Origin of the sequence: Mesorhizobium sp. M6A.T.Cr.TU.016.01.1.1 (assembly GCF_003952585.1) — a bacterium.
Taxonomy (GTDB): domain Bacteria; phylum Pseudomonadota; class Alphaproteobacteria; order Rhizobiales; family Rhizobiaceae; genus Mesorhizobium; species Mesorhizobium mediterraneum.
In genome coordinates this window covers 3,372,991-3,394,248 of the sequence record NZ_CP034452.1, presented here as the reverse complement: position 1 = coordinate 3,394,248, position 21,258 = coordinate 3,372,991, and the positions used below count along the sequence as shown (strand labels likewise).

10 protein-coding genes and 11 pseudogenes are annotated in these 21,258 nt (G+C 59.3%); 10 read left to right on the top strand and 11 right to left on the bottom strand.

The window, feature by feature from the left end:
* Position 1: 1 nt before the first annotated feature.
* From EJ075_RS16380 to EJ075_RS16370, 3 genes are all read right to left on the bottom strand, one after another.
* A complete protein-coding gene (locus tag EJ075_RS16380; protein WP_126105002.1) occupies positions 2-940 on the bottom strand; it encodes an ABC transporter permease in 939 nt (312 codons plus the stop codon).
* A gap of 24 nt (positions 941-964) precedes the next feature.
* Positions 965-2,548, bottom strand: coding sequence for an ABC transporter substrate-binding protein (locus EJ075_RS16375; protein WP_126105001.1), 1,584 nt, complete (start codon positions 2,546-2,548; stop codon positions 965-967).
* Between the two features lie 234 nt (positions 2,549-2,782).
* Complete coding sequence (locus EJ075_RS16370) at positions 2,783-4,021, bottom strand: RidA family protein (protein WP_126105000.1); 1,239 nt, start codon at positions 4,019-4,021, stop codon at positions 2,783-2,785.
* A 250-nt stretch (positions 4,022-4,271) separates the two neighbouring features.
* On the opposite strand from EJ075_RS16370, the pseudogene EJ075_RS16365 reads away from it, so the two are divergent.
* Both EJ075_RS16365 and EJ075_RS33155 read left to right on the top strand, forming a co-directional pair.
* A pseudogene (locus EJ075_RS16365) lies at positions 4,272-4,476 on the top strand (helix-turn-helix domain-containing protein); the annotation flags it as partial.
* A gap of 23 nt (positions 4,477-4,499) precedes the next feature.
* On the top strand, positions 4,500-4,742 hold the full coding sequence (locus tag EJ075_RS33155) for a hypothetical protein (protein ID WP_164547118.1): 243 nt from the start codon (positions 4,500-4,502) through the stop codon (positions 4,740-4,742).
* Positions 4,743-5,156: 414 nt separating this feature from the next.
* Here the strand turns inward: EJ075_RS33155 and EJ075_RS16355 are convergent.
* Positions 5,157-5,511 (bottom strand): annotated as a pseudogene (locus EJ075_RS16355) (IS66 family transposase zinc-finger binding domain-containing protein); the annotation flags it as partial.
* Positions 5,512-5,859: 348 nt separating this feature from the next.
* Here EJ075_RS16355 and EJ075_RS33655 point away from each other — a divergent pair.
* A pseudogene (locus EJ075_RS33655) lies at positions 5,860-6,132 on the top strand (tyrosine-type recombinase/integrase); the annotation flags it as partial.
* Positions 6,133-6,361: 229 nt separating this feature from the next.
* Positions 6,362-7,123 carry a tyrosine-type recombinase/integrase gene (locus tag EJ075_RS16340; RefSeq protein ID WP_245458172.1) on the top strand — a complete coding sequence of 254 codons (762 nt, stop codon included), beginning with the start codon at positions 6,362-6,364 and terminating at the stop codon, positions 7,121-7,123.
* 415 nt (positions 7,124-7,538) lie between these two features.
* Here EJ075_RS16340 and EJ075_RS33650 read toward each other — a convergent pair whose 3' ends face one another.
* On the bottom strand, positions 7,539-7,721 hold the full coding sequence (locus EJ075_RS33650) for a hypothetical protein (RefSeq protein ID WP_245458171.1): 183 nt from the start codon (positions 7,719-7,721) through the stop codon (positions 7,539-7,541).
* Between the two features lie 469 nt (positions 7,722-8,190).
* Here EJ075_RS33650 and EJ075_RS16325 point away from each other — a divergent pair.
* Positions 8,191-9,390, top strand: a pseudogene (locus EJ075_RS16325) (IS256 family transposase).
* Positions 9,391-9,427: 37 nt separating this feature from the next.
* On the opposite strand, the pseudogene EJ075_RS33645 reads toward EJ075_RS16325, so the two are convergent.
* The 4 genes and pseudogenes from EJ075_RS33645 to EJ075_RS16305 all read right to left on the bottom strand — a co-directional run.
* Positions 9,428-9,661, bottom strand: a pseudogene (locus EJ075_RS33645) (IS110 family transposase); the annotation flags it as partial.
* Between the two features lie 234 nt (positions 9,662-9,895).
* Positions 9,896-10,165, bottom strand: a pseudogene (locus tag EJ075_RS16315) (transposase); the annotation flags it as partial.
* Positions 10,166-10,217: 52 nt separating this feature from the next.
* A complete protein-coding gene (locus EJ075_RS16310) occupies positions 10,218-11,573 on the bottom strand; it encodes an LLM class flavin-dependent oxidoreductase (RefSeq protein ID WP_126104999.1) in 1,356 nt (451 codons plus the stop codon).
* A gap of 58 nt (positions 11,574-11,631) precedes the next feature.
* Positions 11,632-12,262 (bottom strand): annotated as a pseudogene (locus EJ075_RS16305) (DDE-type integrase/transposase/recombinase).
* A 143-nt stretch (positions 12,263-12,405) separates the two neighbouring features.
* Between EJ075_RS16305 and EJ075_RS16300 the strand changes: the two are divergent.
* The 5 genes and pseudogenes from EJ075_RS16300 to EJ075_RS16275 all read left to right on the top strand — a co-directional run.
* A pseudogene (locus EJ075_RS16300) lies at positions 12,406-13,212 on the top strand (IS256 family transposase); the annotation flags it as partial.
* Positions 13,213-13,327: 115 nt separating this feature from the next.
* A pseudogene (locus EJ075_RS16295) lies at positions 13,328-14,338 on the top strand (IS110 family transposase).
* Positions 14,339-14,836: 498 nt separating this feature from the next.
* Positions 14,837-15,042, top strand: a pseudogene (locus tag EJ075_RS16290) (IS481 family transposase); the annotation flags it as partial.
* Between the two features lie 1,428 nt (positions 15,043-16,470).
* Entirely contained in the window at positions 16,471-17,136 is a 666-nt protein-coding gene (locus tag EJ075_RS16280) for an SET domain-containing protein-lysine N-methyltransferase (RefSeq protein WP_126104998.1), read from the top strand.
* A 184-nt stretch (positions 17,137-17,320) separates the two neighbouring features.
* A pseudogene (locus EJ075_RS16275) lies at positions 17,321-17,967 on the top strand (helix-turn-helix domain-containing protein); the annotation flags it as partial.
* Between the two features lie 1,214 nt (positions 17,968-19,181).
* On the opposite strand, the gene EJ075_RS33145 reads toward EJ075_RS16275, so the two are convergent.
* Together EJ075_RS33145 and EJ075_RS16260 are read right to left on the bottom strand one after the other, a co-directional pair.
* A complete protein-coding gene (locus tag EJ075_RS33145) occupies positions 19,182-19,808 on the bottom strand; it encodes a hypothetical protein (protein ID WP_348627375.1) in 627 nt (208 codons plus the stop codon).
* Positions 19,809-20,022: 214 nt separating this feature from the next.
* Positions 20,023-21,198 (bottom strand): Xaa-Pro peptidase family protein, encoded by a 1,176-nt coding sequence (locus tag EJ075_RS16260; protein ID WP_126104997.1) that lies wholly within the window; start codon positions 21,196-21,198, stop codon positions 20,023-20,025.
* Between the last annotated feature and the right edge of the window lie 60 nt (positions 21,199-21,258).

Genomic DNA, 21,258 nt, shown 5'->3' with positions numbered 1-21,258 from the left:
GTTAAAGTTTCTCGCGGGTTCGAGGATCGAGAGAGGCCGCGATCAGATCGGAGACCGTGGTGGCGACGACTGTCAGAAAGGTGGTTACGAGCACAACCCCCATAACGATCGGATAGTTACGCGTATTAACGGCCTGCACGATCAAGGCACCGATGCCAGGTCTCGCGAAAACCACCTCAATAAAGACAGCCGACGAGAGCAGCCACGCTATGCCTACGCCAATAATGGTCACGGTCGGCAGGATCGCAAGCGGTAGCGCGTAACGCGAAACGATACGCCATTCGGAAATCCCGAAGGAGCGAGCCATGCGTACATGGTTCTCCCCCAGGATCTCGAGCATCGATGCCCGTACCAGTCGGGAGATATAGCCAACCCAGCCAATGCCGATGGCGAAGGCCGGCAGAATAAGGTGGCCGAGTCCCTCCCCCAAACCCTCCCCGGCCCCGATTGCTGGCAACCAATGGAGCGTAACAGCGAATATCAGAAGTGCGTAGACTGCCATGACGAAGGAAGGAATAGCGATCGTGGCGACCGCGACTACGCCGACAACCTGATCGATCACACCGTTACGACGCATCGCCGAGTAACAGCCGAGTGGCACCGCGATCACGACCGCCCATAAGATCGAGACCAAAATCAGTTCGATCGTATAGGGCAGTTGCTCGAACACGATATCCGCAACAGGTCGCTGGCTGAACACGTCGTAACCGAGATTGCCATTGAGCAGCCCTCCGAAGAAGGTGGCGAGCTGTACGATAAACGGCTTACCCAGCCCCATCTGCTGGTGAAGCTGGGCTATCATCTCTGGCGTCGCGCGTGGGCCGAGCAGAGCTGCGGCAGGATCGCCCGGCGCGGCATGGATCATCAGGAACACAAGCGTCACCGCGATCACAATAATTGCAACCCCGAGGACGATCCGCTTGAGGATATATAGCCACATGTTCTCAGACCAGGTCGTTCTAACCTAAACCGGCGTAAACTCTAGAAACAATGGGACCCCGTCGGGGCGGCATGCGGCACGCGTTTTCGTGCTTCGATACATGATCGGCGCCCCGAGTGTGGTAAGGAACCGGTAGGCCCCAGACTCTTCCATGAGATCCTGCATCTCATGATAGAGCTTGGCGCGCTCCACGGGGTCGCTGACGGTGACCGCCTTTGCGTTAAGCTCGTCAAAACGTTCGTTGTGGAAACGCTCCCAGTTCCAAACACCAACCTGATCGCTCACGAAATAGGTGGTTGAAAAATACGGATCCGGCATGATGAATGAGTAGTTGATGATGAGCTGCAGATCTTTCCAGCGCTCGCCATCCGATTCCATTCCAAGCGTCCAAAACGAGCCGGAATCCTGCACTTTGACTTCAAGGGAAACGCCGATTTGGGATAATTGCGCCTGTACCGTTTGGGCAATGGTCGTAAAGATGCTCTCGTTCAGGCAATCGATGGTTAGGGTCAGATCGCTCACAGCGGCCTTGTCCAGAAACTCCTTAGCCTTTGCGAGATCGCCTTCCGGTGGAACGAGCGCCTTGTCGCGATGGCCCACCATACCTGGAGGAATGAGCCCCGTCGCGACGGTTGCCTGACCGGCAAAGGCGGCATCCAGGACCTGCGGCACATTGATCGCCCATTGGATCGCCTTGCGCACATTCTCATCCTTGAGCTTCGGGTGATCCACGTTCATGCCAATCCAATAGTAATAGCGCGCGGCCTTTTCCTCGACCTTGGTATTGGCGGGCGGATTACTCTTAAAGGTCGCAAGCGAATCCACACTGAAAACAGTGAAATCGACGTCGCCCGCCTGGTAAGCCCGTTCCGCCGTCTTGTCGTCGAGGATAGGAACGATCCGGATTTCGTCAAAGCCCGGTTTCGGGCCTGACCAATCCGGATTGCGCGTCAGGATTAGATACTGGTTCGGCTTCCAGTCAGCGAGCACATATGGGCCGGAAAAGGCCGGCGGCTTCATGCCGAAATCGCCGCCATCCTTGGTGGCCTTCATGACCGCATCCTCGGAAACGATGTGTCCCACCCCGTAAGGGAGGGAAATGTTCCAGACCGGAACGAACGGCGTCTTCAGCACGATGACCCCGGTATACTCATCCTCGATTTCTACATGATCGAGCGGACCCCAATCGGGCTTCACCGGCGAGTTATGCTTGATGACACGCTCGAACGAGAACTTGACGTCCTTCGCAGTCAACTCGCCATGGCCGCCGGTGAATTTGATGCCTTTCTTGAGACGGAAGCGGATATGGGTGGGATCGACCTGTTCGATCTTTTCTGCCGACTCCAACTCCCACCCCCACTCGGAACCCGGCTTGAAGTGCGTGAGCTTGGAATAGCAGCAGTTCGATACGTCCACATCGACCGAATTCTGGTAGAAGCCGGGGTCAAGGGTTCCGAACGCAGTAACGGAACGCGCTTTGAGAACCTTGCCTTCCGCGGCCCAGATCGCCTGCGACAATGGCAGGCCCGCAGCGATGATGCCGCCACCAAACGCGGCGCCGGCCTTGATAAAGGCTCGGCGGTTCACGCGGTCTACAATAGCATTCATGATCTATTCCTCCCTCCGTTGATTTCCCGTTCAGAGCGGGACTACTTGTATTTTGGTTACATCATGCATGGTGCGGGCAGACGTACTTTTCGATCGCTTGGCGCCCACCACTGGTACACCGCCTACCGCGAAGGCGGAGAGGGCGCCGGGAAAGACGACAACGAGTTGGTTTCGCGCTGCATCATGGCGACGAAAGGCATAGCGATTCTCCTTTCGGGGCGCACCAAGGCGCCCTCACCACCCCTGCGCAACGCCCCAAATCTCCACTGTTGCCTCACCGTCCATATTTCCAGAGTCCGTCTTTGACTTCGGTACGAGCGTCAGCGGCGGAAGCGTTCCACCCACGCAATCGGCGACGGTATTGACGAAAGCGGCCGTCTCGGCTTCGCTTCCGGTCGAAGCGAAATAGCAGACCATGAGTTTCAAGTCTGCCGGGGTTCGGCCGAAAGGACGCAAGAGATCTTGGATTAAGCTCATGGTAAAGCGGGTTTGGGGGATGAGCTGGCCTTTCATGACGGCCAGCCCTGTGTTGTCGTGGGGGAGGCCCGGCCATTGGCCGCCGAGCCAGACGGTATCGCGCAGCCGGATGGCTTGACGGTAGGGCACAGGGATCGCCCAGTCCCACACGCGCGTCGGCCAATGGTCCTCGCGCGGGATGTATTTGTCTCGGCCATTCCGGACCTCGCGCATGGCTATAACCTCGACCTTGGTCAAGGCCCCCTTTGGGTTGAGGTGGTGGCAGGGAACCACGGTCCCAGCCGGTCCCGGCTCGCGAAAGTGGCTCGCCCGCGCCTTGGCGAGCGGCGCCCACTCCTCATGCGTGGAGCCAAAGTAGTAGCCCTCTAACTTGACGCAGTCCTGGAAGGACGCGCCGAGCGCGGCCAGCGTCTCGGCATGTCTCTCCATAATGAAGTGGCTCTGGGCCACTCCGTCGTCCGGATGGCGCAGCGCGCCGTCGGCGTCCTCCGCTGTGCGGTTGGCGAGGGCGATGAACTCGCCCGCTCGCAAGCCCCCGATGGCCGTCCGACCGTCGAAGAGAGCCCGTCTCTCGGGTGGCACCGGCCGCGGCACCGCTCGCACGTCGGAGTGCGCTCGCCAACCGCGCTGGGCGATGGCCTGGATCTGGATCGTCTGGCCGGAGAAAGGCTGCAAGGGCTCTGGCATAGTGCTGATCACAGGCATGGGGTCCGCCTTGAAGAAGCGGGCCAAGGCCGCGATCATTTCCCAGTCGTCGCGCTCGGCGGTGTAATGCGCCTTCAGCCGCACCACGTCATCGAGGGCGCACCCTTCGGTGGCAAGGGCCTCCGCTATGTTCGCCATCGCGCCCTCGATCTGCCTGTCGAAGTCCCCCGGGTTGCGAATACGACCAGCATCATCAAAGTCGCCAGCGCCGCCGACGAAGCTCAACACGCCTGCGCTGGCGGACAAATTGTGGGTGTCCGCGATCGGTAGATTCCAGATTGTCGACGTCATTATGCCCTCCAATTCGGCCACCACGACCCGTGTCCAACAATTCCGGCTGACTGTAAGGTGTTAGATAGCTCTGGCTTTGAACCCCTCGTTTTCTGTACATGGGGCGCATAAAAAGCCGAACGAGTCCTTTTCTCAAACCGGCTAACTATCTATTTTCATGTCGTTGGTCAGGAGAATGTTGCGTCTCCTACAACAGCCGCAACACTGTCGGAGACTGGTAATGGATGATCTTGGCGCGCGACTATGATACATTCGGCAGCTCCATAGGCTCTCAAAGGCAATTGGCGAAGCGTGTCGGCATTACAAATTCCACCCTCTCGTTGATCGAATCTAATCAGACCAGCCCCTCGGTTAGCGCCCTTAAGCGCATTCTCGACTCGATACCCATCCGCCATGGCAGAATTCTTCGCCATCGAGCCTGAGAGCGGCAGCAGATCTTCTACCGCGCGGATGAGCGGCGGAGCAGGCGGCGAAGAGCATGCGCGCCAGGCCAGTGCAGACCTTTGTAAGGGTAACGCTACCGATAATTCCGCCAGGCATTATCGGTGATGCCGTGTTTGCATTCCTCAGTTCCTTCGATGAGGTCGTCGTTACATCGCTGGTAGGCGGATTCGCGATCTGCACCCTCCCGCTGAAGATGTGGGAGGACATTCGACATCAAATCGACCCTACGATTGCCGCAGTGTCCTCACTGCTAGACTGCTGCCCGTCCTCTCGCTGATCGTCCTCTATATCACTGTGGCGATCCAGCCCGAGCGCTCAGCGACTGCTCGCAAAGCCCGCGGCTTGAGGACCATCCCTGATGCGCGCGTGTGGCGGGCAAACACGCTAGCGGCCTGGGGAGTTGGGCCGTGGGCCAGCTTCGTCACGGTCCCGTCTTCCTTCTGAACATCACGCAGCGGTAGTTCTAAACGTACCTCGTCTCTCAATCTAACCGCCATCCACAATCAGCCCCGGCTCGGCGGCGGTCAAATACAATTTTGCGATGTGATTCATCTGAAATTGCGATCGCAAACGAGTATAGCGGCGGTTGCCGATCGTAGTCCGGGATATGTTCCATCCGTTGGATGACCGCGAGTGGCAGAAAGGAAAACTTAACAGCCCGATACGAAAATCAGGATAGGCATCGTCAGACCGCCGGAACGATGTCGAGCCGCTCGCTCACGTCCTCGCCGATCCGGTGAAGGCCATTGCGACAGCACGGACATGGTCCTCTATCTCGACCACCATCTCCACGCGCGGAAGATGGACCGGCAGCGCTCCACGGTTCGTCCGGCACTTCGCAGCCTTTGCTTGATTCTCGGAAGGAGCGGTCTGTTCCTGCTCTTCCTCGCCGGCGGCATTAATCTGTTCGGCTTCTTCGAGCCCCAGCAGGAACTGAGCCGGAAGCGTCTCAGCTCTTCGGCCAAAGCGGTGACGCTGCAATTCCTTGATGATCTGGATCAGCCGGGGCATTCTCGACATCGCGCGCCAGGACCATCGCCCTTCAGCGCATCCGGATCGACGGGAAGCTGGTCAGCGGTCACCGGCACCCGCACGGCGGCGACTTCTCACATCCGAACATTTCTTCAGTTTTTATGTTGGGCTGGCCACCATGACCAGGATCTCGAACGCGTCGTCCTAAGGACGCCTCATTGGCGTTTGGCGCATTTGCCGCCGCGCCTTGCATGGGATGACCTTCGGCGCGCAATCGATGCGATCGGCGCAACGATGCCGGTCGACGTCCGCGATCGAGCCGTCCTGCTGCTACTCGCCACGACGGGCTCTCAGCGAGGCTGAGTTGACGTCACTTATCGAAGCATGCGCCCGCGTTTCGCCTAGCATCCCGAGGGCGGACGTTGGCGACGCTGATCGGATGGTTGGCGAGTTCGGGGCTGCGATCGGGGGAAGTAGTCGGGCTTGATCGTTCCGACGTTGATCTCACCAACGGGGTTCTCCTCATTCGGAAGACAAAGTTCCGCAAGGATCGTCTCGTTCCACTTCACACGACAACCCAGGGTGCCCTTGGTTGCTATGCCCGTGAGCGCGACGCCGCTTTTCCCCTCAGTTCCCGGGGCAACCGCCTCTCGGCGACCGGCCTGCAAAACGGCTTTGCCGAGGACCCTAAACTCGCCGACTTTGATGGCGGTAAGCCGTTAGGGCCGCACGATCTCAGGCACCGGTTTGCCGTGACCCGCCTCAGCCTCTGGCACCAACAGCGCGCCGACGTTCAGGCGCTATTGCCTTTGCTCGCCACATATCTCGGCCACGTTAGTACAGCGACACGGCCTACTACCCCACGGGCTCGGCGGAGCTCCTCGCTATCGCGGTTGAGCGTGCCGCCCTCGATGGAGGCGCAGCATGAGCGAACGACTGCTCCTGGCGCCGCTCCTGGAGTCCTATTTCCGCCGGCGCCTCACGAAGCAGCGCAATGCGACTCCCGCGACCGTGGCCAGCTATCGCGACGCCTTGCGCATGCTGATCCTCTTTGCCGCCGACCGGTTGCGTAAGAAGCCGGCGGCGTTGGCGCTCGAAGATCTCGATCGAGACCTCGTTCTCGCTTTTCTCGACGAACTCGAGGAGAAGCGGAACAATTCCGTCACCACGCGCAACGCCCGCTTGGCCGCGATCCGATCGTTCTTCCGCCACGTCGCTGCCGCCGACCCGGCATCCTTCGGCGTCGCCCAACGCGTGCTGACGATTCCCATTAAACGGACGCACATTGACGTGACGTACCACCTCACCGCGGCCGAAGTGGACACCCTCGTCGCGGCGCCCGATCCAAAGACGCCCCGTGGTCGGCGCGACCGAGCCTTTCTGCTCTTCTTGGCACGGACCGGCGCCCGGGCCTCCGAAGCCACCGGCGTCAACGCAAACGACCTTCAGTTGGAGCGGCCGCACCCACAAGTGCTGCTGCGCGGCAAAGGGCGTAGAGACCGCGTCGTCCCCATTGCTAAGGACCCGGCTGCGGGCGCTGACATCCTTGTTGAGCCAGCGCGGGATCGCCCATCACGAGCCGCGACCGAAATTCCTTGGCGCCCGCAACGAGCGCCGGGCCTACCAGACCGGCTTTGGCCGACAAGCCCATATCGCCGCACATCTTCCGGCACTCCCTCGCCATGAAGCTTCTCCAGTCCGGCGTGGACCTTTTGACGATCTAAGCCTGGCTCGGGCATGCACGGGTCACCACGACCCACCTCGTCGACCTTCTTCATTGGGATCGCCCGGACCCGGTGTGCCCTGGTCCAGACAGGACGGGAGCCGATACTCGAGGAAGCGGAAGAATGCTTTGATGGCGGCAAGACAGTGCGCGCCGAGTTGCCGCGTCCTTCCTCGATGTATTCCAGGAAGGCAAGGAGGAGTGGCGGATCGAGCTGCTCGATGTCGAGGCCGGATGGCGTAGTCCGCAGTCGGTCAGCCGCGAAGGAGAGTAGCAGTTGGAAGCTGTAGGCGTAGGCCGCGCAGGTGTGCGAACTGGCCCGCCGCTCGTGCGGCAGGTGCTGGCGCAGAAAGGCGGTGAGATGCGGTGCCAGCGCGGTCATGCTACGGCTCCTTGGTGCAAGGCTTCGCCGGCCGCCGCGATCTGCCTCATCAGGATCGGCGTCGCCTGCAGATACCAGTAGGTGTCGGTGACGTGCGCGTGGCCGAGGTAAGTGCTGAGAGCGACGATATGGCGGCCGACGGCATCGCGATCGTGCCGGCATTGCTCCAGGGAGCGCACGGCGAAGGTGTGCCGCAGATCATGAAAGGGGGGGTCCCGCTTGGCCGAGGTCTCCGCGCAGGCCGATCGATCGCGCCAGGCAAAGGAAGATAGCGACCACCGTATGGTAGGACGGTGGTGTACCTGCGGGCGAGACGAACAGCGCGCTGTTTAAGGGCCCGACGCGGCGACGGGCCGCCAAATACCGGTCCAGGACGACCCATGTCGTGCGGTGGAGCGGCAGCAATCGGGCTCTTCTGGAATTTGGTCTGTCGGATGATCAAGCCATCGGTGGTCACGTCATCGATCTGAAGCGTCAAGGCTTCGGAGATGCGCATGCCAGTGGCGGCGTGCAAGCCGAACAGGGTCTCATGCATTAGTGGTCTGATCGTACTCGATGGCTTGAGGGAGGCGGCCGCGTGCATCGGCGCAGGGACTGTCAGGAATTCTGTGCGCGAGGCCATGATGATGGAAAGGAGAGAATCATCACATGGCTATCGAGAAGGAACTTCTGGACCAACTGCTTGCCGGCCGCGATCCGAATGAGGTGTTTGCCAAGGATGGATTGCTCGACGACCTGAAGGAGGCGCTTTCGGAACGGATTCTGAACGCTGAACTCGACGAGCACCTCGAGGACGACCGCACCGACGGCAGCGCCAATCGCCGCAATGCCCATTCGAGGAAGTCGGTTCTGACGGGCACGTCGAAGATGACGCTGTCGATCCCGCGCGACCGGGCCGGGACCTTCGATCCGAAGCTGATCGCCAAATACCCGGCGCCGCTTTCCCGATTTCAACGACAAGATCATCTCCATGTACGCGCGCGGCATGACGGTGCGCGAGATCCGCGGCCATCTGGAGGAGCTCTACGGCACCGACGTGTCGCCGGACCTAATCTCGGCCGTCACCGACGCCGTCCTGGAGGAAGTGGCCGAGTGGCAGAACCGCCCGCTGGATGCGATCTATCCGCTCGTCTTCTTCGATGCGATCCGGGTCAAGATCAGGGACGAGGGCTTCGTGCGCAACAAGGCCGTACATCGCGCTCGGCATCCTGCCGGACGGCACGAAGGAGATCCTCGGCATTTGGATCGAGCAGACCGAGGGCGCCAAGTTCTGGCTGCGCGTCATGAACGAGCTGGAGAGCCGTGGCGTCGGCGACGTCCTGATCGCCGTGGTCGACGGCCTGAAGGGCTTCCCCGAGGCGATCACGCCGTCTTCCCCCAGACCGTGGTCCAAACCTGCATCGTGCATCTGATCCGCCATTCGCTGGAGTTCGTGTCGTGGAAGGATCGCAAGCCGGTCGTGCCGGCGCTGCGCGCGATCTACCGGGCAAAGGATGCCGAAGCCGGCATGAAGGCCCTGGAGGAATTCGAAGCCGGCTACTGGGGCCAGCGGTATCCGGCGATCAGCCAGAGCTGGCGGCGCAACTGGCAACACGTGGTGCCGTTCTTCGCCTCCCCGAAAGCGTGCGCCGGATCATCTACACCACGAACGCGATCGAGGCGCTGAACTCGAAACTGCGCCGCGCCGTCTGCACCCAAGGCCATTTCCCCAATGACGACGCGGCAATGAAACTGTTATATCTGGTCCTGAACCACGCCGCCGAGGATTGGAAACGACTGCCGCGCGAGTGGTTCGAGGCCAAAACCCAGTTCGCCGTCGTCTTCGGCGAAAGGTTCGTTAGCCAATGACGAAACCGGCCTCGCGCACAGAATTCCTGACGTTCCCTCGGCGCATGCTCTCATCCGAGGCGTTGACCTCGCCGAAGAAGCGAACTTCTCCCTCCCGGCCGGCATCCGCAATCGCGATAGCGTTCCTAAGCTTTGCGACATCGATTCCGACAAATGCTTCCCTATAATCTGACACGGCTCGTCCTCCTGTGATGAGGATCGGCTCGGCCCGCCCGAGCAACCCTCGGACGCGCAGTGTAGGGCGAGCCACCTCACCGGCAGAAGCGGACATACGGTCTTAATATCATCTCAATAAGTTGCAGCAGATTTGACGATCGATTCCGCGAAGAGCACGCACCCAACCAAACTTGTTCTGTCAAGCTTTGCCGCGGCGAAGACCTAGCCGCGCAGCCGATTGTAGGCCGAAGAGGAGCAACGCGGCTGTGACGGTTGCGGCGATCGTGCTGCGGTGATCGGACCAATTCCAGGGTTATCTCTAGGCGTCGGCTCAGGCCACACTCAGCGCCACGTCGTGGATGGTCTGGAACAGAAAGCGCCGCGCCAACGCACGAAACCAGCCGCAGACCGTCTGCCAGGCACCGAAATGGATCGGCAGCATCCGCCAGCCGCAACCCGAGCGCACAAGGTAGCTCACCGCGTTGATCACCTCACGGAAAATCAACCTCGCGCGGACGGCCGCGACCCCCAGGCTTGGGCATCAGCGGAGGATCTGTTCGCCGGACCGGTAGCGCTTAGTCCTCTTGGCCATCCGGCTAGGGCTCGGTTCGGTCCACATCCACAGCTTGAAATCACAAACCAACCTCCGCCGGAAACCCGATTTTCAGATTTTACAAACGGCCTCTTAAATCGGCCCGCGTGAACCGATTGGCTGGCCGTCTGAGCCCGAGGTTCTCTCTTAGCGTTTGTCCGGTGTATTTGGACCTGAATTTTCCTCGTTGGCGCAATTCGGGAACGACGAGCTCAATAAATTCCTTGAGCCCGCTAGGAGCGGTCGCCGGCAATACATTGAATCCGTCGGCCGCATACTGATCAAATACATCGACCATGGTGCCTGCAATTTCGTCTGGCGTTCCAACGACCATTAGATGGCCAAGGCTGTCCGATACCGACCGGATTAGTTGTCTCCAAGTGAATTTCCGGCGAGCGGCCAAGTCGAGGAGCAGTTTCTGACGACTTTGGATGAAATTCGTCTGCGGTAAAGCCTCGGGGACTAATGAGTCGAGATCTATTGACCTCAGGTCGACAACAGACCCGAGCCAAAGATGGGCATTCCCAATTAGAACGTCGATGTGCGTAAGCGATTGTAGTTTTTGGAGCTTCTCAGACGCTTCTTGCTTGGTCCTCCCAACGATCGGGACAATGCCCGGCATGACTAGCAGCTGATCATCCTCCCGCCCAAGTGCGCGCGCTTTCTCTTTGAGATCTCTGTAGTATTGTTTGCCGTTCTCTAAAGACGGTTCGGCCGTGAACACGACCTCGCCAACTTCTGCAGCGAACGCAATTCCGGTATGGGATGCGCCAGCCTGAACCAACACGGGATAGCCTTGCGGCGGCCTCCCGATGTTCAGTGGGCCTCTGACTGAAAAGTGGTTCCCTCGGTGGTCAAGCAAATGCAGCTTCGCAGTATCGGCGTAGATTCCGCTTTGCCTGTCGTGAATGAAAGCGCCGTCTTGCCACGTGTCCCAAAGACCTTTGGCAACCTCCACGAATTCCCTCGCTCGAGCGTAGCGTGTGTCATGATCTGGAAGTTCCTTTTCACCAAAATTTTGCGCTTCAAGATCACTCACCGACGTGACAATGTTCCATGCCGCCCGTCCCCGGGATAAGTGGTCAAGTGACGCGAACATACGCGCGAGATGATAGGGTTGGTAGTACGTCGTGGTCGCCGTCGCGACAAGGCCGATGTCCTGTGTTCTGGATGAAAGCGCCGACAACAGCGTAATTGGCTCGAAATCATCGCTACCGCTTTCACGAGCGATGGCCGTATGATCACATATTATGCCTTGGTGATCGGCGAGAAATACGAAATGAAACGCCGCATCTTCGGCGAGTGCTGCCAGACGAGCATATTGATCGATATCGACTCCGCCATCCGCTGGCACGCTCGGATCGCGCCATGCACCTCCGTGATATCCCGCCCGAGCGAGATACAGTCCCAGCTTCATTTCATCATTGCGTCGCATCTCGCATCTCCATCTCCGTTTACGGCGCCTGTCTCCGAAAGTGCCGTCACTCTCTTACTTAAGAACCGACAGCAACGAACCTGCCAAACGTGGTAGTTGTATTCTGGGTGTAGAACTTCGATGAGCTGTTTCCGAGCTGCGGAATTGGGAACGGGAAGGCGACCCTCGCGTGTTGCGTACGCATTAAGCGAACCATTTCGATGCCGTTTAGGATAATCGCGGCAGTTTGATTTGAAGCTGAGCATTGATCGGCTGCGGTGCTTGCGCCGATGGTCCTGTTCGATCCGGCTATCTAGATATTTACTCTTGCGGATCGGCTTCAGCCGACGCCGGGAACGATCCTGCAAGCGATTTGTGATGTCACAGAAAAGGATAGCCTCGTGGTTGGTCTGGCTACCATCGATCACGACGCGGTCGGGCCGGCCATGACGTGCCGGCGCTTTTCTGAAGAACCGCTTGGCAGAGGGCGGGGGCCGCGGACCTTGATGTACGTCTCGTCGACATGCCACTTCCCCACGCTACGCTTGCGCCGGTTGAAATGCTCTCCAGCGTTAGCGGTGGGAAACGAAATCGTCCGGCGGTGAATGGTCGTGTGGTCGACGGCGATCCCCCCGCTCGGCCATCATCTTCTCAAGATCACGCAGGGCTGAGATTGTAGGACAGGTACCAGCGCACGCAAGCAGGATCATTAACTATTCGAACTGGCGGCCCTTGAACACCTAATCCTCCAAAAGGGCGCAGGGGTCTTGCCACAGCGCCCGAAATTGAAGGTGCCGGGCTCCAGCCGCGCGAAGATGCGTCTGTGACCCCCTGGCAGAGCCTCGCGCCGGGCGCCGCCTCCGCTAAATCTCGGCCATCAACAAACGCCTGGACGAGAGCCTGAAAGCGTTTGCCGAGCGCCCGCTTCAAGAGCTTCTTGCCTACCTTTGATGCTCGCTACGAGAAGGTGCGCGAAACCGGCATCGTCATGAGCCAGGCGGTGCTGATCGCCGGTTGGCATCGGCTGGGACGGAAGGCTGCAGATCCTGGCCGTGGAGATGGCCAATCGCGAGAGCCGCTCGGCCTGGAGGGACTTTCTCGTCGGGCTTGAAGGCGCGCCGCCTCAAGGGCGTCGAGTTTGTCGTGTCAGACGATCATGCCGGCCTGGTCGCGGCGATCGGCGAGGTGATCCCGGAAGCGGCATGGCAGCGCTGCTACGTACACTTCCCCAGGAACGCGCTCGATCACCTGCCGAGAAAGCATGGCGACGATTGCCTGCACGAACTGCGCTGGCGCTACGACCGGCGCGATCTCGCCGAGGCCAAGGCCGATCTCGCCGCATGGCTTTCCAAATGGTCGGCCCGCTACCCACGACTGACGACATGGGTGGAGGAGACCATCGAGTACACGCTGACCTTCTTTCGTCTGCCACACCAGCACCACAAGCATCTCAAGAGCACCAACATGCTTGAACGGCTCAACGAGGAAATCCGACGGCGCACCTATGTCGTGCGCATCTTTCCAAACTCACAGAGCTGCCTGCGCCTCGTCAGGGCGCTGGCCGTCGAAACCAACGAAAGCTGGATGGAGGCCAAGGCGCTACATCAACATGGACGACCTGCGCGAGCACAAGAAGCTCGCTCTGCGCCAAGCCGCATGACCAGCACCATGGCCGCCCCTTTTTGCTGATGGGGCGGATGCCAGCCTTCTCCGACGGCATCGCAATGTGCCAAAGTTTGTGGTGTTAGCGCCACGCAAAGAAGAGGCAGGCATCCATGCAAAAGGTTGGGGTCGATCTGGCAAAGAACGTCTTTCAGCTGCACGAGGCGGCAGCTGATGGATCGGTTGTGTTCCGCAAGAAGCTGTCGCGCCTGCAGTTTTGCAAGTTCATGGCGAGTCAATCGGCATGTGTCGTGGCGATGGAAGCGTGCGGCAGCTCGCACTACTGGGTCCGTCAGATGGCTCGACTTGGCCATGAGCCAAGACTGATTGCCCCGGCCTATGTCAAAGCGTTCGTCAAGCGGCAGAAGAACGACGTCGCAGATGCGGAGGCGATCGTCGAAGCAGCGCAACGACCGACAATGCGCTTTGTCGAACCGAAGACCAAGGAGCAGCAGTCCCGGGCTATCGTGTTTCGCACCAGAGAGCAGTTCGTGAATCAGCGAACCGAATTGGTGAATGCGCTGCGCGCGCAGCTCTATGAGTTCGGTTATGTTGCTCCGCAAGGCATCGGCCACCTGCCACGTCTGGCAGAGATCGTCGAGGACGAGAGCGCAGACCTGCCGGATCTGGTCCGCGACATCTGCAGCGCTCTCCTTGACCAAATCGACCAGTTCAGCAGCCGGCTCGCGGCATTGAAGAAGACGATGGACACGCTGTCCAAGCAAGCTGCAACATCTCGGCGGTTGCAAGCCATGCCCGGTGTCGGCCCTATCGCTGCCCTTGCCATTGAAACCTTTGCGCCGCGCGATGGAGGCTTTCAAGTGCGGTCGCGATTTCGCCGCCTGGCTCGGGCTGGTCCCTCGGCAGAACTCGAGCGGCGGCAAGCAACGATTAGGGAAGGTATCGAAGATGGGCCAGCGAGATATTCGGCGGTTGCTCATCATCGGCGTCCATGGCTGTGGTTCGATGGGCGTCTCGGAGGCGCGCGCCCGACGGTTCCTAGCTTGCCCGCTTGACTGCGCATGCTGGTGGCAATCGCGCTGGCCAACAAGATGGCGCGTGGCATCTGGGCCATGCTGACGAAACAGGAGGACTACCGGAATCCGGCGACGGCGCCTGCGTGATTTGCAACAACGCACCTGAGACCGGGACGTCGGAGATGTGAGGAAGGCATGAACTGCAGGGGCAAATGATCGATCAGATCGGGGTCAGGAAAACCAGAGTCAAGTTGAGAGCCCACGCAAGCTCGCTTTGCTGATTTGGACCTGATCCGCGCATCACCATACCGGCCCGCGGCACATGGAACGACCGCAAATCAAGGCCTGACACATGACCGCACTCGATCACACGTCCAATGCTTCAGGTTCTTCCTTGCAAAATGGCTGGCATCCACACAAGAACTTGACGCACACAACCTTCTGTTTCTGCCGACAATCACGGCTTGCCCGGAAGTGGGACTGAAGCGGGGGGGCGGCGAGTTGCGACCGGAAGGCCGCCGTCCAGGCGGACCGCGTCCGAAGGACCAAAACGAAGAGAAGGACCCTAAACGAGAGCGAAGGGTTGCGGGTGCCGCGGCGGGCCTATTTTGCGCGCTTGAGTGCCAGCACGAACTGCAGTCCTGAACTCCAAAGAAAGGCAAGGTCGAGCGCCTCATTCAGACTGCTATGCGATATGCCAAGGCCTACGACACCTCAGACCAACCCGCCGCAGATCTCCGGCTTTGGCTCCACCGCTACTATTGGCACAGGCCTCATGGTAGCCTCAAAGCAAATACGCCCATCAGCAGACTCGGTCCGGAAAGGGAAACCTGTTGAGGCTCAACATCTAGTCGCCGTGCTCTCCGGCAGGGGCCGGGCTGATCAGGGGATCACCGCTCATTTGGCTGACCGTTTCCAAAGGCCATATATCTTGCCGCTGCACTGCCCACCTTATTGTTGTGCTCAGCAGGATTGCGGCGACGACGCCGCACGATGGCATCGTCGTTTGGAAAGATTCCGACTGGTACGCCGCTAACCTCGCCGTTCAGATGCCCGATCGGATTCGTCGAGTGGGACTTGGCGCGATGTTCTTTCCGGAAGCTCATGTAAGGGCAGCCACCTCGGGCTGAACGTCGTCCCTGATTGTCGCCAGCTTCGGCACTTTGGTTGGATCTGGTCGGCGACTTCGCGCCATTGTACCCGCGTTGCCTCTGCGAATCCTGTCGAATGGTGAAGGCTGAGAAAAACCTGCGGCGCAGCAAGTGCGTTCCTCATAAAGCGGACCCGGCAGCGTTGCTATGTCGCGCACAGCATCTTGGTAACGGCTGCGTTGAGTGTTCTTGCCCATCGGAGCTTACGATTTGTCGCCCCGCAGGCTGCAAGCTGTCTTGCGCAGGAACTCGGCCCAGATAGCTTGGCCTCAGCCGAGCCGATCTCCAGGCGCAGGACGTAGCGCCCGCCGTCAGCATTGATGGCCACGGCGGCGAGAATATCTGGCCACAGCGGCGGAAAGGTAAGTGGCACCGATTCACAGGTACGGACAATCGCCTTGATCGGTCGTCGAGCAACGCGTCGAGATGCCCTGCACATAGGCTTCCTGGATGACGGCGGTGAGCGCCATTTCGGCCATGGGCGCTGGTCGAGAAAACCTGGGAAGTAAGAAGCATACCCTGAGCTTGGGAATGCTCAGTAGGTTCCCCGCTCCCTCTCCCAATCCCGTAGCTGCGTTGAGCGAGCCGGACCAGCGCCTTCTGGCCCCCACCTCCAGCTCCATCGCCACTCGGGGGAAAGCCATTTTCGCGAAGGAGGTCGGTATCCGGGGACGTTCTCCACGAGCATGCGCAGGTTCATCATGTCATCGGTCAAGGGTGGTCCTCCGAAATGGGTTGGCATCAACACCAAATGTCGGAAAGCACTCATGCCACCGACGCCGCTCACTCACTACTAACGGCGTGCTCGCGGGCTGCTTGGTGACCCCGACCTAAATCACCTGATCGGACAAACTGTAGAGCGCACAGCGTAGCCGCGGCATACGTTTAACCGCCCAAGCACATCGGACGCTGACGAATCGTTTCGTGCCCTCTCTTGGCGTTGCAGGACCCCGCAGCATCGACTTCTCGTATGTTTTGTCGGTTCTGCGCCGCAAGCTTATTAGCTATTTTCTCGAGTCAAATAGCTGAAACCACTCACAAATTTGTCTCTTAGCGTTCCAGTCAAATTGGCACGACGTTTGATACGTTCGAGGTCAGGCAGCTGTACTGCCGAGTGAGTAGCGGGGAATGAAGCTCCGCAAACGGGAAAGGCCTCCTTGTGTCGCTGCAAGCGCAGCTGCGCGCCCGCAATCCTGTGCCATCGAAAGAAAGGAACTGGCTGTGTCAAGTCCACAAATAAACAAAAGCTTATCCATTTTAACTGACGATCTCGCCTGTGCACGACAACTGAACGCCCGCAACGTCACAGTGCTCGACACAGGCAGCGAAAAGGGACGCGGCGTATTCGCCGCCCAGAGTTTCCTGCCAGGGGAAATTGTCATAATTGGCTTACTCGATCGTATCGAGACGATTCGGACGACATACTCCATTCAATTGGACTGGAATGTTCATGCGTTATTTCAAGAGCCGGCTTCGCTCACTAACCATTCTTGTGACCCAAATTTAGCGATTGTGCCTAACCGCTTCGGAGCCTACGACTTCGTGGCCATCAAGCAGATCTCTTCTGGTAGCGAACTAACCTGGGATTATGCTACCTCAGAGTTCGAGTCGATCGCCGTTCAAGTGTGCCTTTGCTCATCGAAAAATTGCCGAGGGGCAGCTGGAGGCTTCTCCAAGTTGCCTCGCGATCATCCCTTGATCGTATCAGGATTCTGCGCACCATACCTTTTTCAAGAAAACCCAGGGCGGTTCCCGAGAAAAATAGGACTCTTTTCAAGGTTCGTCGGTTCATAGGAGTTGGAATGGTCCCGGTTCATACCATACTGAACCCGTTCACGGTTTAACCGAGCAATCCAATTCCTTTTGGCCCCAGCTCACCGTTCCAGCTGGCAAGCCTTTACCAAACCCAGATGGCATCGAATGCGGCACAGCGAAGGTCGTGGCGCGTTGGCCTCCCACGATGATGTTCCGAGGGGCCATGCCGAGACGGAAGCAAGCGAGACGAACGAGCGTGAGGGCCATATACGCGATCTTGCGCCTGACCCATGAGCAGGGTCTTTCGGTGCGTGAAGTGTCGGAACGGCTGAAGATCAGCAAGACGACAGTATCGACCTATTTGCTAGGGCGCGGGAGGCCGGGCTGTCATGCTGGCCTCTGCCGCCGGGCCACGACGACGCGACACTTGAGCGGCTGCTGTTTGGCCGTGCCGGTCGTCCGCCGCAAGACCTGAGCGAACCGGACTTTGCGCTGATCGCCAGGGAGCTGAAGCGCAAGGGGGTGACGCTGACGCTGTTGTGGCAGGTATCGCGCCGCCCATCCCGGCGGCTACGGCTATACCTGGTTCTGCGAGCACTTCGCCGCTTTCGAGCGCCGGACGAGCGGGACATTCCGCAATCGGCATGCGGCGGGCGCGGTGATGTACACGGACTATGCCGGGCACACGGTGCCGATGATCGATACGGCGACCGGCGTCATTTACCCGGTGCAGATTTTGTCGCGGTGCTGGGCGCGTCCGATCTTACCTTCGCCTTTGCCAGCTCCAGCCAGAAGCTGCCGGACTAGATCGAGGGCCAGGTGCGAGCGCTCGCCTTCTTCGGCGGCGTCACCAGAGCGATCGTGCTCGATTACGTGCCTGGGCATCGTAATCGCACTTTTGTGTCCCGAGCGGTTATATGCCCCGGCGGGCATAAGTATCTGTGATGAGACGACCTGATTGCTGTGGCAGCATACCCTCCAACTGTTCCTAATTCAGCATGGAGGTTGCCATGTTGGAACGCTTTTTTCGTCCAACCAAAAACTGTCGATCGGATTGGATTGCTGCCTCGGGCCGCATCGAGCAAGTATGTGAAGGCTCTGTGCGAACGTGCCTATACGCCTCGAAGCATCTATCGTCGTGTTCCCGTCCTCGTGAAGTTCGCGGCATTCACTGCCGGCCAGAATGTCGAACCTATCGAACAAGCGGAAAGGCTCTTCGAATCATTCATCGCAGACTGGCTGTCAAATCGTCATCCCAATCGATTGGCTGATGCACGAGGCGACAGGGGACGATCGCAGTAGACCTTCGCTGCCCGATCCATTTGCGATACAAGTTCCCGGGTTCTTCGATTATCTCCGCGATGAGCGAGGGTTGCGGCAAAGCTCCATCGCGCATTTACCGGCATTACCTACGCGTCGTTGAGCGGCATCTCGGTCCCATAGGTTGTGATCCGAAGTCGCTTACTTTGCCGGTGGTGACGGCCTTCATCACGACACAGGCCCTGTCATTTCGGCCGCACCGCGATGATTAGTCTCGCCAGCATCCTGCGGGTCTTCCTACGATACCTGCATCGGGAACATGTCCTTATGGCCACGATGCCCAAACTGGGCTAACGGGGCGATCTGAATGGTAGGGTATTCTTTGGCGATCTGGGGCAGCCGCAAGATTGAAGAGCGGCTTGTTCTACGCGACGATGGGTATGGGGCTCCGTGCATCCGGCCGCCAAGCGTGGCGCAAAACGCGGGGCTGCCTGTCGATCCCCGAAGTGCGCAGGCTGGGCGCGACGTCCGGACGATGCCAAATGTCCTTTCGCCACATGAACTTCGCTGACGGAACGGCTGCTTTTCTTCCGTGTGGAATCTCGCGTCCGGATGACACCCCTCCCGCAAAAGCCTCCCACCGCATAAACGAACGCGATCTGCGCCGCCGCTACTTGAGCTATTCCATTATCCTGCTTCCTCCGACGCCGGCCCCATTCCTGGTCACGACGGTACGAAATGCGGAGTAAATGTGTTCCTACCAAGGACTGCTGCTGTTGGACGTCTCGGCAGCAAAAGAGACGTCGCTTTCTCCAGAGGCCGAGCTATGGAACGCCTCCAGCGACAGACGAAAGGGTGAGCCGGCAGAGATTCGTGATATCGTAGATGGGTAGCCCCGTACCATGTCGGATCGCCGCCGTTACCACGGGGAATGCCGTGCATTCGAACAGGATCGCAGAGATCTCGGGATGCGCTGCACGGAGTCGAGCGATGCAGGCACCGACCTCTTGCTCGATATCGGCGATGTCGGTCGGGATTGGCGGCCGCACGAGCTCGTTTCGCAGCAGCTTGCCGCCCTCGATCCCGCCGACAACCACCCTCGCCCGGTCGGTGGGGTCGTCGACCCCGAGCAAATCTTCGCTGCAGTTATTTGAGTCGGCGGTCACGACGGCGAGCTTGGAACCGCGAGGCACCTCTCGGAGCAGCGCCGGCACCAGGAGCAGGCTTGAGAGCACCACAGGGACATTCACCGCCACAGCAACGGCCGCCTGGTGCCGGATAAAAAAACCGCAGTCTGCGCTTATTACGATCGCGCCTCGTTCAACTAAGGTCTTGGCAGCTGCTATGCAGGCTGGCTCAAGGGTTGGATCGCCTCTGATGACGGTTTCCGCCCAGGCTCCCTCTATCGTCTCGGTGATGATCGGGAAATGGTAGGTCGCCGGATTCAGCATACACCCGGGCTCCGGCGTGGGCGCAATAGCGCCAGGCGGGAACCCATAGTCAAGGCTTAGAATTCCAAGTGAACGGGGAGTTCGTGATCTCATATACCAAGCTCCTTCGATTGCGTTCGGAAAGGGCTGACGGCGCCGGACCAGCCGCTCTGTTGATTGAACTCGCACCAAGTCTTATTATCGGCCGGCCCGGTCATTGCACTTGCTAACGTGACTATGCTCGATAGAGCGTATGTGGTGTGCGGCTCAGTATTTCCGCGCCACGTTCTGTCACCAAGACGTGAGCGCCGGTTCCAAACAAGTAGCCGCTTTCGCTGCACAAAATATTTGGCATGTGCAATGTCATGCCTGTTTTGAGGATGTCCTCCGCGCCTGGTTCCAAGCTCAGGTCACCGCGTTCAGTCCAGTTAATCCCGGTCTGGTATCCGCTCCGTTGGCGGAACGCGCCCTGCCGCCCCGAGCGCTTGAGCACCTCGCGGCCGGCAGCGTCCACCGCACCCGCGGAGGCACCCGGCTTGACCGCTGCGACTAGGGCCTCAATGACATCTTCGGCCAATCCGTGCAGAGATTCGGTCTCGGCATGCCTGCCAAGCACTGCGCACCGGACCAGTCCTACCATATACCCGTGCTTCGATGCGCCGACTTCCAAGAAGGCGGGCTCGTTCTTCTTTATCCGATGCTGGGTCGGGGCGCCGTGCGGTAACTTCGTTCGTTCCCCGAACAGAATGTTAGAGGGAGTCATTGAAACTTCACCACCAGCTTTGCTGGCCTCCGCCTCGATTGCCGCCGCCATTGCCGCCGCCATTTCCAATTCGGTAACGCCCTCACGCAGCGAGTTCTGGAAGGTTCGTACTGCCACGTCAGTCATGCGCATAGCGTCGCGCATAAACTCTAGCTCTAACCCACTTTTGACCGCAGCAACCGAAGAGACCAGCCGAGTCGCGTCGCAAATCTTCAACTCGGGAAGCTGCGCCTGAAGTGCACCCACATCGGCCGGTGCAAGGCTCCAGCAGCCAAGCTCAAAACCGACTCGCTTGCTCTGCAGTCCATGCCGACGAAGGACTTCGGCACAAACCTTACCAAAATCGTGTTGCTGGGTATAAGTAACGATCTCGTTAACACAACTATACGCGCGAACTGCCTGCTCGTCGTATTCTCGAATGACATACGTGGGCGGTCGACCCGGCACCACGATCAACGGAAATGGCGCGAAGTATCCACCACTTCCATCATATCCGCTGAGATACCGAAGATGCCCGTGAGCGCTCACCACAAGGGCATCTAACCTGGCGCTCGCCACTGCTTCGAGAACCTCATGCTGCCGACGCTCGTACTCTGATCTCGGGAACGGGAAACCCGTCAGAGGAATCGCTGAACATTTGGTGGCCATTTTTTTCCTCAATAAGTTGCAACACATTTGACGGCCGCGGTCCGCTACGAGTACGCACAC